The sequence below is a fragment of the Acidisoma sp. 7E03 genome (genome assembly GCF_054665075.1).
In genome coordinates, this window is sequence record NZ_BAAFHE010000010.1 from 62,383 (window position 1) to 74,687 (window position 12,305).

A 12,305-nucleotide genomic window follows, 5' to 3' on the forward strand; every position below is an offset into this window, starting at 1 on the left:
GCGTCCCGGCCCGGCTGGTCAAGGCCACGCAAGCAGGAGGCACGGCCGGCGGGATCACACCGCCGCGCTCGCCGTCGAAACCTCCTGCAGCGTGGTGGGGGCCGAATCCAGCACGCGCCGAACCTCGATCGTGAGCGCGGCGCCATCATAGGGTTTGCGGAGAAACGGCAGGTTGCCCGCCCGTTCCGGACCCGAATCGTAGCCCGAGGTCATCAGCACGCGCAGATCCGGCCGCAACGCCCGCGCGGCCTGGACCAGATCGAGCCCCGTCATCTCTCCCGACAGCACGATGTCTGAAAAGAGCAAGGCGATGTCGGGGTGCGCGCGCAACATTGCGACGGCCTCCTCGCCGTTCGATGCTTCCAGCGTGCAGTAGCCGCAGCGGCCGAGGACTTCGACGGCGATGGCCCGCACCGGCGCTTCGTCCTCCACCACCAGAATGCGTTCATTCTGCCCGAACGGCGCGGTGCCTACCGTACCGCGAGCGTCCGCCGGGGCGACCTCCACCGCGCAGCCCGGCAGAACGAGATGCACCGTCGTTCCTCTCCCCGGCACCGAGTCGATCGCGAAGCTCCCGCCGGACTGGCGCACGAAGCCATAGACTTGGCTGAGGCCGAGACCCGTGCCGCGGCCGATTTCCTTGGTCGTGAAGAAGGGCTCGATGGCCCGCGCCGCGGTTGCCGCGTCCATCCCCGTGCCGTCGTCCGACACCGAGACCAGAGTCACCGGCTTCGCCGCCACCTCGGGATAGTCGCCATCGTTGCGGCCGGCACGGGTAACGATGCGAATCCGGCCGCCCGCCGGCAGCGCATCGCGCGCATTGCCGACGAGGTTGAGAATCGCCGCCTCGAACTGGCCCGGGTCGAGCGAGACCCGGGGCACCACCGGTGCCAGGTCGAACAGCACCACCCGCGATTCCGTGGCGGCCCGGCGCAGCAGCGGCGCGAAGGCGAGCAGCGCCTGATTGATGTCGATCACCTCGGCGCGTACCGGCCGGCGGCGGGAGAAGGCGAGCAGGCTCGCGGTGATGTCCGCGCCGCGCTCCGCCGCGGCGCGGATATTGCGCGCCAATTGGCGAACATTCTCGGGTGGTGCCGGCCTGCGCTCCAGCAGTTCCGCACAGCCCAGGACGATGGTGAGCAGATTGTTGAAGTCATGGGTGACGCCGCCGGTCACCTGGCCCACGGCTTCGAGACGCTGGGCACGCAGCAGCGTCTCCTCCGCCGCGGCACGGCGCTCCATCTCCTGGCCAAGCCGAAGATAGGCGGCTTCCTCCCGCTGAACGCGCTGCAGGGCGATGCCGGCGAGGAAGGCGAAGAGCAACGCGACCGGCATGGAAATCATGAGGTGCCCGGCGGTCTCATGCGTCCATGCCGCGACGATCGTCGGCTCCGCAAGCCGCGCCCGAATGTAGAGCGGAACGCCCGGGACCGGGCGGTAGACGATGAGCGCCGCCTGCGCGCCCTCCCCTTCCTCGTAGGAGCCACCGGACGGCGCGCGTGCGACGGCCGCGAGAAAGGCGTCGCGGCGTGCGGCGGCAGACAATCCGCCGCCCGCCGTCTCCATCTCGGCTTTGGGCGCGCCTGCGAGATGGGTTCCGTCCGCCGTCAGCAAGGCGATGCCTTGGCCGGCCGTCCAGGCTTCGTCCCCCGTGATCAGCGCGCCATAGAAGTCGTCGAAATAGCCGGGCGATACCAGAAGCTGGATGACGCCCAGCACCCTCCCCTCCGCATCACTCCATTGCCGCCCGAAGGTGAAAAAGCGGCGCTTGATCAGGCTCCCGGTCATGACGCCGCCGATGTGATGGCCAGAGGGCGTCGCCATGGTCGCTTTGAAATAAGCGCGGTCCGAGAGATTGAGCGGCGGCACAGGATAGATATTGGCGGCAACGAGGGCGCGGCCCGAGCGGTCGATGATGATGGCGCCGTCGACGTCCGGTATGGGAGCGATCAAGGCGAGCAGCGCCTGGTGGAGCGCAAGTTCCTGCGCCCGCACCGCCTCCGCGTCCATGCCGGCCAGGCGCTGCGCGATCTGCTCTGCCACACGCGCTTGCGCATCAAACACGCGCGCTGCGTTGTCGCTTGCGATCCGGGTTTGCCGGTCGAGCGCTCCGCGCGCCTCTTGCCACTCCGTGTCGTAGTCCAGCCAGAAGGTCAGGGCGACGAGCGCGACAGGAAAGAAGAGCGAGATGACGAACAGGATTCGCAGCAGTCGCTGCGCGCTGACCCAAGACCTTTCAACCACATTTACACTTTCTTTATAAACAATTTCTGTGATCGTTTCTCCGGGCATTCTATCGAATACAGGGGAACGCAGCCAGAGAAAGAGCGGTGCGATCTCTTCAATTCCGGGCTCCCGTCCGCGCGCGAAAGACGGCATGGTCCCTCTGCCACAGCTTCAGGATACCGCCTTGTCCAGCCTCGCCGAGCGCCTTCGAGACCTGCGCCGCAGCCGCGCCCTCACCCAGGCGGCGGTGGCGCGTGCTGCAGGTGTGGATCGCAGCCATCTCTCCAAGATCGAAACGGGTGTGGATACGCCGGGCCGCGCGGCCCTTACCGGCCTCGCCAGCTTCTATGGCGTATCGATGGACTGGCTCTTGACGGGTCAAGAGCGAGTGCCGGAGGACGGCGCGCGGGCATGTTCGGAAGAAGAAGTTCTGCTTCTCGCCTGCTGGCGGGCGCTCCCCCGTGCCGAAGCGGTACCGCTGCTCGACATGCTGCGTAAGCGCGTGGCGGGGCTGGCCCCGGAGCCAGAAGGTTGACCGCGCAAGATCGGTGGTCGGGCAGCGGCGGAAGACTGGCTGGGGCGGGAGGATTCGAACCTCCGCATGGCGGAATCAAAATCCGCTGCCTTACCGCTTGGCTACGCCCCAAAAGCCTGGGCCGGCGGCGCGACGGGCGCCGGCGGCATGCTCATAGGCTGGAGCGGGGGGTCGCGTAAAGACCTCCGCCCCAAATCCACCATCCCGGCCGCCGGAGATCCGCGGCCGCCGCCCGGGCCGCTGCCTCCGTCGCGAAGAGGCCGAAGCAGGTCGCGCCCGAGCCGCTCATCCGCGCGAGGAGACAGCCGGGCTGCGCGCCGATCGCCTGCAGCACGGTGCCGATGGCAGGCGTGATGCCGATCGCCGCGGCTTCCAGGTCGTTGCCGCTCGCGGCAAGCACCGCCGCGAACTCTGTCACGGCAAGCCCGGAGCGGGCCGGCACCGCGTCGGCAGGGGAAAACCCTGCCTCGGCCGCGGCACGCGCGCGAAAGATCGCGGGCGTCGGGCAGGCGACGCCCGGATTGACGAGCAGGAGCCCCAGCCCTTCCGGCAAGGGAGGCACGGGCGTGATGATTTCGCCGATCCCGGCCATCCGGGTCGGGCGGCGCAGCAGGCAGACGGGCACGTCGGCGCCGAGGCCAAGGGCAAGATCGGCCATCGTCTCCACGGGCAGGGTCAGCCCCCAATAGAGCGACAGCAGCCGCAAAGCCGCCGCCGCATCCGAGGAGCCCCCGCCGATGCCGGAGGCGACCGGCAGGTTCTTCTCGAGCGTCAGCGCACCGAAGGGCGCGATGCCGGCCGCCGCGGCCAAGGCCCGGGCAGCGCGGAGGACGAGATTGTCCGCGTCACCCTCCAGCCCCGCGGCGAAGGGGCCCGTGACGGTGAGCGCGAGCTGGTTGGACGGCGCCACCGACAGCCGATCACCGACACCGGCGAAGACGACGAGACTATCGAGCAGATGATAGCCATCCGCCCGGCGGCCGGTGACGCGAAGCGTCAGATTCACCTTGGCAGGCGCGAACCCGGCCGCCGCTTCCATCTCCGTCATGGCGCCCGGTCAGTTGGCGGCGTGGGTGGTCGGCGTCGCCGCCTGCCGGATCTGAAGCTTGCTCAGAAGCTCGGCCGCAAGATCAGGCGCCGGGTCCAGCTGCAGCGCCCGGCGCCACTGAAAGACCGCCTGCAGGTGCTCCCCCGCCGCGGCATAGGCGTCGCCGAGATGGGCGTTGATGGTCGGGTCCTCGGGCTGAAGCTGAACGGCCTTGATCAGCGTCCGCACCGCCGCCTGCGCTTGGCCTTGCTGAAGCTGGACATAGCCCAGGCTGTCGATCACCGCGCCGTCATTCGGCACGATCTTCAGCGCCTGTTCGATCATGGCCCGCGCCTTGTCCATGTTCTCCTTCTTCACCGCCCAGCTATAGCCGAGATAGTTCAGAACGTAGGGCTGGCCGGGGGAGAGCTTGAGCGCGGTCAGAAGGTCGGACTGGGCATGGTTCCAGTCGCCGCCCTGATCGTAGCACATCGCGCGGTTGTAATAGATGATCCAGGCGGCCGGACTGTCCTTCGGCAAGAGTGGCAGGGCCTGGGTGTAGAGCGCCGCGGCCGGCAGCCACTGCTTCTGCTGGCGCAGCAGGTCGGCCTGCGCCAGGACAGGCTCGGGACTCCAGGGATAGGCCTTGGCAAGCGCCTGCAGCTTTTGCTGCGCCAGGTCCCCCTGGCCGAGCCGCGTCAGCAGCACCGCTTCCCGCAATACCGCGAGGGGATACAGCGGATCGCTCGGCTGGATCGCCTCCAGCGGCGTCAGCGCGATCGCCGCATTGTTGCCGCGATCCACCACTTCCGAAAGCAGCAGCCGCGCGGCCGAGAGATCGGGCTGCAGCTGCAGACCGAGTTGCAGCAGGGTGAGGACCGTCTGCTGCGCCACCGCGCGCCGGCCCGCCGTCTGCGGATTGTTGGCAACCTCGTCCTCGAAGGCCGCGGCGAGGTTGATATAGACCTCCGCCAGCCCCTGCACGGCATTGCCGACCGGCGGCGTCTGCAACTGCTGCTTGAGCGCCGGCACCGTCATCGCCAGGGCGAGATCGGGGGAAAGGGCATCCAGCACCTGGTTGGCGCTGGTCATGTCCCCCGTGCGCGCGTCCCAACTGGCGAGCAGTTCGGCGAGGCGCAGGTTGGTGACGTTCAGGCTGCCCTGGACGATGCCGTAATTCTGCGCGGCGAGCGCGATCATCTTCGCCTGATCCGCAATCAGCGCCGTGTGCAGCGCGAAGATGGTCCGCGTGCCCTGGTCCGCATTCGTCTGCAGCATCGCGAGAGCAGCCTTGGTATTGCCCGCCCCCTGCTGCGCCCAGGCGACCAGCAAGGGCTTGAGAATGCGGGTCAGCCCGTCATCCTCGGGCAAGGCCTGGTAGCGCCGGACGGCATCGCTCCAATGGCCGGCGCGGGCCGCGGACCCCGCGAGCAGCAGCTGGGCCAGCGCGTCTTTCGGCACCTGCGTCGCCAGAGCGGCCGCCGTGCCGGGGTGACCGGCCAGCAGTTCGAGCAGGAAGGCGCGGCCGGACAGGGTGGCGCCGGCAGACGGATCGTCCGCCATCGCCTGGCGCATCGCCTCCGCCGCGACCGGGAAGTCGAATCGGCTGGCGGCATATTGGCCGACGAGAAAATTGCCATAGGCGCCGGGCTGCCCGGTTTGGGCGACGCCTGGCGGGGTCGTCGCCGCACAGGCGGAAAGCGCCGTCAGCGCGAGGAGAACCGAGCGGCCAAGCATGGGAGCATTTCTCATGGGCGGGATGCTATCAGCCGCGCGGCGGCTGCGCCATCGGGGGAAACGCAGGGGACAGCGCCCATTGCTTGACAGTAAAATCCGGGTCATGCCCCCGTAGTACGGGCGTGGCCGTTCAGGCGCGCGACGGAGTTTGAGGCCACGATGCAAGACGTCCCACCCGGCCGAGACACGGACAGGTCGGCCGCCCTCGCCCTGCTCGCGCTCCAGCTCGCTTGGGGCGCGGATGAGGGGCTGAGCCCCGAGCCGATCGACCGCTTCGCCCTCAGCGCGGCGCCCCCGCCGCCGCCCGAACGGCGGCCCGTCGCCTCCCGCCCGGCAGACCCCGCGGGTGCCGCCGCGCCGAAGATCCCTGCCCGGCCGGCCGCCGGCCGGCCCCCCGTGGCCCGGCCCGCCGCTGCGCAGGCCGCGGCCCTCGCGGCCGCCGCGGCAACGCGGGACGACTTGCGCGCGGCGATTGCCGGCTTCGACGGCTGCAGCCTGCGCGACACGGCGACCAATCTCGTCTTTGCCGATGGCAATCCGGAAGCGCGCATCATGCTGGTGGGCGAAGCGCCGGGTGCGGACGAAGACCGCGCCGGCCTGCCCTTCGTCGGCGCCTCCGGCCAGCTGCTCGACCGCATGCTGGGCTCCATCGGCCTTGACCGCAGCAAGGTGCTGATCACCAACATCCTGCCCTGGCGACCGCCGGGGAACCGCACGCCGACGGAGAATGAAATCGCCGTCTGTCTGCCTTTCGTGCTGCGCCACATCGCCCTCGTCGCCCCCGAGGTCGTGCTGCTATTGGGCGCCACCGCCACCCGGGCGCTGACCGGCGAGACCCAGGGCATCCGCCGGGCGCGCGGCCGCTGGCAGGCTCTCTCCATCCCGGGCCTCGTGGAGCCCGTCGCCTGCCTCGCCAGCTACCACCCCGCCTATCTGCTCCGCTCCCCCCTCGCCAAGCGCGAGGCCTGGGCCGATCTCCTGTCGCTGCGGGCTCGGCTGGGTTTGACAAAAAATTAACCGTCGCGATTCGCAGGGATTCTGCGCATTTTCCGCGCAGGCTGGGTGAATTGGAGGCAGCTCTCGTGACAGTGATGTTGCCATGCGAGGCAATCTTGGCTACCGACCCTGCCCATGCGAGGGATCGGCAGTTCGTTCTCCCGTCTTTTTAGCCCCAAGGCCATCATTGCTGGGGCCGCGATTCTTGCTGGAACGGCCGCTCCCGGCCTGCATGCAGACGCGCAGGAAAAGGGCGGCTCTGAGACAAAGCTCAGCGACCAGTCGGCTTACGCGGTGCCACGTTCGGCGCCCGAAAGCGGCGATGGTTTTGCGTTTCCACAACCTCTGAGCCCCAGTGACGCGGTTCTGGTGCGGCAGATCTTTGCCCTGCAGGCACAAGGCAAGATCGCCGACGCCGAGAAGGCGACGGCACAGCTCTCGAACCGTATCCTGCTCGGCACCATTCTGGCGGATCGCTACACCGGCCCCTATACCAAGCCGGATGCGGCGACCTTGCGTGCCTGGCTCAAGCAGTATGGCGACCAGCCGGAAGCGCCGGCCATCGCCCATGTGTTGAGCCTGCGGCTGCATGGCACTGGCGAGGCGATTCCGAACTTGCCGCAGCCCCCCTACCTTGCACCACCCAACAACACCGACAGCGCCGATTTCGACCTCGGGCCGGCGGATACGGGCGTGGATACGCAGCCGGGCCTAGACGGCCGCGTGCTCGGCCTTGCCCATTCCGGCAAGCTCGACCAGGCGGTCTCTGCGATCGCGGCTGCGAAGATTTCTCAGGCTTATGGCGCGACGCTCCGCGCCGAAGTCGCACGCATCGCCTTTGCTAATGGGCACAACGCCTTCGCGGCCAATTTGGCGAAGAGCGCCATGGACGAAGCCCATGGGCAGCTTGGCCTTCCCGCCTATGTCGCAGGGCTTGCCGCCTGGGTCGCGAAGGACCCAAAGGCGCTCGAGGACTTCACCGCGGCCTCAAATGCTCCGCAGGCCTCACGCCAGCTGAAAGCCGCAGCCGCCTTCTGGGCCTCCCGCGCCGCGCTGCGCCAAAACCAGCAGATGCTCTACCTGACCTGGCTACGGCGCGCGGCTGCCAGCGGCTCGGGCTTCTACGCGACGCTCGCCCAGCGTATTCTGGGTGATGACGGCACGGGTCAGGATCTCGACCATCAGATGCTGGGCCTCGCCGACCTCGAAGCCGTCGCCGCCAATCCGCATGGCGCGCGCGCCTTCGCTCTCCTGCAGGTCGGGCAGAATGCGCGGGCCGAACAGGAACTGCGCGCGCTCTATCCCACCGTCGCCCAGGACGCGAGCCTCCGCCGCGCGGTCATGCTGGTCGCCTGGAAAGCCGGCATGGCAACGCTCGCGAGCCAGATCGCAGCGCTCGATCCCGCGCATCCGCCCGGCAGCGTCGTCATCCCGCCGATCTCGCTCTTTCCGAAGCATGGCGTGCATGTCGACCCGGCGCTGCTCTATGCACTGGTGCGCGTGGAATCGAATTTCGACCCGCATGCCGTCTCCGGCGTCGGTGCCCGCGGGCTGCTGCAACTCATGCCGCAGACGGCCGCCTTCATGAACAAATGGGGCGCGACGCAGCTCAAGCGCCAGGGGCTCACCGATCCCGAATTCAACCTCGAAATGGGGCAGCGTTACCTCAAATATCTGGCATCTCAGTCCAACATCAACGGCGACCTCATTCGCATTCTTGCGAGCTACAATGCGGGGCCTTCGGAAACCTCGGGCTGGAGCAACGACCAGGTCGCGAGCAACGACCCTCTTCTCTATATCGAAATGATTCCCAATCGCGAGACGCGCAATTTCGTGTTCTGCGTGCTGCGGTATTCGTGGGCTTATGCAAGCCAGATGGACCTGCCGGTGCCCAGTCTCGCGGCGCTCGCCGAAGGAAATTTCCCGCGTCTCACGGGTCCCGCCGGCACGGAACTCGCGAGCGCCACGAAGCCGACGATCCACTAACCCGCTGCTCTAAACGATCCGTTAATCAACGGTTTAGGACATCGCGCGCGTAGCGCGTCCGCGCGAATTCGCTTCTATCGACGGGGACCTCGGACTAGACTATCGCCATGGATCTCTCACGCCCCTTCGTTCCGGTGAACATCGCGGTCCTCACCGTCTCCGACAGTCGCAGCCTGGCGGAAGACAGGTCGGGGGACATCCTCGTCTCCCGCATCGCGCTCGCAGAACACAAGCTGGTAGACCGTAAACTCGTGCGGGACGACGTGTCTGAGATCGTCGCCGCCCTGCGCGGCTGGATCGACGACCCGAAGGTCGACGTCGTGATCTCTACCGGCGGCACCGGCATCACCGGGCGGGACGTGACGCCCGAGGCCTTCGACCGCGTGCTGGAGAAGGAAATCGTCGGTTTCGGCGAGCTGTTCCGGATGCTGAGCTACGCCAAGATCGGCTCCTCCACCATCCAGTCCCGTGCCATCGGCGGGGTCGCCAACGGCACCTATCTCTTCGCCCTGCCCGGCAGCACGGGCGCGGTGCAGGACGGGTGGGACGACATCCTCTCCACCCAACTCGATATCCGCCAGCGGCCGTGCAACCTCGTGGAACTCATGCCGCGGCTCAAGGAGCATCTCTGACCCACCGATGGAGTGGGAAGCGCCCGGTATCCTGCTGGAAGCCCGCCCCTATGGTGACGCGGACCTGATCGTCGCAGTCTTCACGGACGCGCACGGCCTGCACCGCGGTCTCGCCCGCGGCGGACAATCCCGGCGCCAGGCGGCGCTCTGGCAGGAAGGCAATCTTCTGCAATTGCACTGGACCGGGCGGCTCGCGGAACAGCTCGGCCAGATCCGCGGCGAAATGGTGCAGGCCATCGCCCCCGGCGCGATGGAGGATGCGCTCTCCCTCGCCCTGCTGCGCGCCGTCTGTGCGACGGCCGCCGGCGCCTTGCCCGAGCGCGAGGCGCATGGGGCGAGCTTCACCGCCCTTCTCCATCTGCTGCCGCGCATCGCGACCCAGCATGCGAGCCCGAGCGACCTCGCCCGCTTCGAACTCACGCTGCTCGCCGATCTGGGCTACGGGCTCGATCTCGCCGCCTGCGCCGTCACCGGGGCGCAGCACGGCCTCGCCTATGTCTCGCCGCGCACCGGCCGGGCGGTGACGGCCGCAGCCGCCGGCGAATGGCGGGACCGCCTGCTGCCCCTGCCCGCCTTCCTCGGCCCCGGCAGCAACGACCCGGGCAGGACCGCGGCCGATTGGCGCGATGCGCTGCGCCTCACCGGCCATTTCCTCGAACGGGACGCCTTCGGCCATCACCACCGGCCGCTTCCCGAAGCGCGGCGGCATCTTTATCACATGGTGGAAACCCGGGCGGCGGGGGCCGCGGTACCCGCTCAGGAACCGCCCGGCTGACAGCCACCCGCCGTTCCTGTATTGTTCGCCTTCGCCTGCCGCCTTGGAGAGACCGATGCCCGATGATTTTGCCGGCCATATCGAGGAGGCGCCCCTCGCCGGGGCGCTGAGCGACCGCTACCTCGCCTATGCCCTCTCCACCATCATGTCCCGCAGCCTGCCGGATGTGCGGGACGGCCTGAAACCCGTCCATCGCCGACTCATCTACGCCATGCAGCAGCTGCGGCTGGACCCGACCTCGGGCTTCAAGAAATGCGCCCGCGTGGTGGGTGACGTGATGGGTAAGTTCCATCCCCATGGCGACGCCTCGATCTACGAGGCCATGGTGCGCCTCGCTCAGGATTTCTCCGTCCGCTATCCGCTCATCGAAGGCCAGGGCAATTTCGGCAATATCGACGGCGATAACGCGGCGGCCATGCGCTACACGGAGGCGCGCCTCACCGCGATCGCCCAGGCGCTGCTGGAGGGGATCGACCAGGACGCCGTCGACTTCCGGCCGACCTATGATGGCGAGGAGCAGGAGCCGCTCGTCCTTCCAGGCAATTTCCCGAACCTTCTCGCCAATGGCGCCGCAGGCATTGCCGTTGGCATGGCAACATCGATTCCGCCGCACAACGCAGGCGAGATCTGCGCTGCCGCCATTCTTCTCGTGCAGAAGCCGGATGCGACGACGGAAGAGCTGCTGCAGTTCATGCCGGGGCCGGATTTTCCGACGGGCGGCGAGATCGTCGAAGAAAAGGCCGCCATCCTGCAAGCCTACGAAACCGGGCGCGGCGGCTTCCGGCTGCGGGCGCGTTGGTCCGTCGAACAGGGCAAGCACGGTACCTGGAGCATCGTCGTCACCGAAATCCCCTACCAGGTGCAGAAATCCCGCCTGATCGAACAGATCGCGCAGGCGATGGAGGAAAAGAAGCTGCCCCTGCTCGCCGACATCCGGGACGAGAGCACCGACGTCGTGCGCATCGTGCTGGAGCCGAAGGCGCGCACGGTCGAACCCACGATGCTGATGGAAAGTCTGTTCCGCATTTCGCAGATGGAAACGCGTTTCCCGCTCAACATGAACGTGCTGGACGCAGACCGCACGCCGCGCGTCATGTCGCTGCGGGAGGTGCTGCGCGCCTGGCTCGATCACCGGCATGTGGTACTCGTCCGCCGTTCGCAGCACCGCCTTGCCGCGATCGAGCGGCGTCTCGAGATTCTGGATGGCTATCTCGCCGTCTATCTCAATCTCGATGAGGTGATTCGCATCATCCGTGAGGAGGACGAGCCGAAACCCGCGCTGATGCAGGCCTTCGGCTTGACCGATCTACAGGCGGAATCCGTGCTCAACATGCGCCTACGTTCGCTGCGGCGCCTGGAGGAGATGGAAATCCGCAAGGAGCACAAGTCCCTCACCAAGGAGGGGAAGGACCTCCGCACCCTGCTGGGCAGCGAGACGCTGCGCTGGCAGCGGATCGTCTCCGAACTCGAGAGGGTGCGCGCCACCTGGGGCGAAGGCCCGCTCGGCACGCGCCGCAGCCTCATCGGCATGGCGCCTGCCGCCATCGTCATCGACGAGACGGCGCTGGTGGAGCGCGAGGCGATCACCGTCATCCTGTCACAGAAGGGCTGGATCCGGGCCGTGAAGGGCGCGGTTGCCGCCGATGCCGAGCTGCGCTTCAAGGACGGCGATTCTCTCCGTCTGCTGCTTCCTTGTGAGACGGTGGACAAGCTCACCCTGCTCGCCACCAACGGCCGCGCCTATACCCTGCGCGCGGCGGACATTCCGCGCGGCCGCGGCGATGGCCAGCCCATCCGCCTGCTTGCCGAATTCGGCAACGAGGATGAGGTGGTCTCGCTCTTCGCGCACAACGCGGCCGCGAGGTATCTTCTGGTCTCGACGCCGGGACGCGGTTTCATCGTCAACGCCGAGGATCTCCTGTCCGAGCGCAAGGCCGGCAAACAGGTGATGACGGTCAAACCCGGCGAAGAACTGGCGCTGGCCGCGCCCGTGGCGGATGGCGACCACCTCGCGATCATCGGCGAGAACCGCAAGCTGCTGGTCTTCCCGCTGGAGCAGATCCCCGAGATGGCCCGCGGCCTCGGCGTTCAGTTGCAGAAATACAAGGACGGTGGCGTGGCTGACGTGCGCATCTTCAAGATCGCGGATGGTCTCTCGTGGAAGTCGGGTGAGCGCACGCGCACCGAGACCAATCTGAAGGACTGGCTCGGCGCCCGGGCGCAGACCGGCCGCCAGCCGCCGGTGGGCTTCCCGAAGAGCGGGCGCTTCGGGGTGTGACGATTAGGCCAAGGGGCGCCATGCGCCGTTGCCCCCGGGCTTGTCCCGGCGGCCGACCCGTCTGGGCGCCCGAACGGGTAGACCCGCGGGACAAGCCCGCGGGTGACGTTCCA

General features: G+C 67.9%; 9 protein-coding genes and 1 tRNA gene. 6 read left to right on the forward strand and 4 right to left on the reverse strand.

Annotation, left to right across the window (positions count from 1 at the left end):
* Nucleotides 1-54 precede the first annotated feature (54 nt).
* Nucleotides 55-2,244, reverse strand: coding sequence for an ATP-binding protein (locus ACYQ6W_RS16000; RefSeq protein WP_459676710.1), 2,190 nt, complete (start codon nt 2,242-2,244; stop codon nt 55-57).
* 166 nt (nt 2,245-2,410) lie between these two features.
* Here ACYQ6W_RS16000 and ACYQ6W_RS16005 point away from each other — a divergent pair, with 166 nt between their 5' ends.
* Nucleotides 2,411-2,761 (forward strand): helix-turn-helix domain-containing protein, encoded by a 351-nt coding sequence (locus tag ACYQ6W_RS16005; protein ID WP_459676712.1) that lies wholly within the window; start codon nt 2,411-2,413, stop codon nt 2,759-2,761.
* Nucleotides 2,762-2,797: 36 nt separating this feature from the next.
* Here ACYQ6W_RS16005 and ACYQ6W_RS16010 read toward each other — a convergent pair.
* The 3 genes from ACYQ6W_RS16010 to ACYQ6W_RS16020 form a co-directional block, all read right to left on the reverse strand.
* Nucleotides 2,798-2,872, reverse strand: a tRNA-Gln gene (locus ACYQ6W_RS16010).
* A gap of 40 nt (nt 2,873-2,912) precedes the next feature.
* Nucleotides 2,913-3,809, reverse strand: a complete 897-nt coding sequence (locus tag ACYQ6W_RS16015; protein ID WP_459676714.1) for a 4-(cytidine 5'-diphospho)-2-C-methyl-D-erythritol kinase — start codon at nt 3,807-3,809, stop codon at nt 2,913-2,915.
* Nucleotides 3,810-3,818: 9 nt separating this feature from the next.
* Nucleotides 3,819-5,525: a tetratricopeptide repeat protein gene (locus ACYQ6W_RS16020; protein ID WP_459676715.1), complete on the reverse strand. Its 1,707-nt coding sequence runs from the start codon at nt 5,523-5,525 to the stop codon at nt 3,819-3,821.
* A 159-nt stretch (nt 5,526-5,684) separates the two neighbouring features.
* Between ACYQ6W_RS16020 and ACYQ6W_RS16025 the strand changes: the two genes are divergently transcribed.
* The 5 genes from ACYQ6W_RS16025 (at nt 5,685) to parC (ending at nt 12,192) form a co-directional block, all read left to right on the forward strand.
* Nucleotides 5,685-6,542, forward strand: coding sequence for a uracil-DNA glycosylase (locus ACYQ6W_RS16025; RefSeq protein ID WP_459676717.1), 858 nt, complete (start codon nt 5,685-5,687; stop codon nt 6,540-6,542).
* A 348-nt stretch (nt 6,543-6,890) separates the two neighbouring features.
* Entirely contained in the window at nt 6,891-8,507 is a 1,617-nt protein-coding gene (locus ACYQ6W_RS16030; protein WP_459676719.1) for a lytic transglycosylase domain-containing protein, read from the forward strand.
* A gap of 107 nt (nt 8,508-8,614) precedes the next feature.
* On the forward strand, nt 8,615-9,139 hold the full coding sequence (gene moaB, locus ACYQ6W_RS16035) for a molybdenum cofactor biosynthesis protein B (protein WP_459676721.1): 525 nt from the start codon (nt 8,615-8,617) through the stop codon (nt 9,137-9,139).
* 7 nt (nt 9,140-9,146) lie between these two features.
* Nucleotides 9,147-9,914, forward strand: a complete 768-nt coding sequence (gene recO / locus ACYQ6W_RS16040) for a DNA repair protein RecO (protein WP_459676723.1) — start codon at nt 9,147-9,149, stop codon at nt 9,912-9,914.
* Nucleotides 9,915-9,969: 55 nt separating this feature from the next.
* Nucleotides 9,970-12,192, forward strand: a complete 2,223-nt coding sequence (gene parC, locus ACYQ6W_RS16045; protein ID WP_459676725.1) for a DNA topoisomerase IV subunit A — start codon at nt 9,970-9,972, stop codon at nt 12,190-12,192.
* Nucleotides 12,193-12,305 lie beyond the last annotated feature (113 nt).

Bases quoted from the DNA above. Each gene is read 5' to 3' on its own strand.
- parC (WP_459676725.1), top strand. From the start codon at position 9,970: ATGCCCGATGATTTTGCCGGCCATATCGAGGAGGCGCCCCTCGCCGGG.
- ACYQ6W_RS16025 (WP_459676717.1), top strand. From the start codon at position 5,685: ATGCAAGACGTCCCACCCGGCCGAGACACGGACAGGTCGGCCGCCCTC.
- ACYQ6W_RS16015 (WP_459676714.1), bottom strand. From the start codon at position 3,809: ATGACGGAGATGGAAGCGGCGGCCGGGTTCGCGCCTGCCAAGGTGAAT.
- ACYQ6W_RS16020 (WP_459676715.1), bottom strand. From the start codon at position 5,525: ATGCTTGGCCGCTCGGTTCTCCTCGCGCTGACGGCGCTTTCCGCCTGT.
- recO (WP_459676723.1), top strand. From the start codon at position 9,147: ATGGAGTGGGAAGCGCCCGGTATCCTGCTGGAAGCCCGCCCCTATGGT.
- moaB (WP_459676721.1), top strand. From the start codon at position 8,615: ATGGATCTCTCACGCCCCTTCGTTCCGGTGAACATCGCGGTCCTCACC.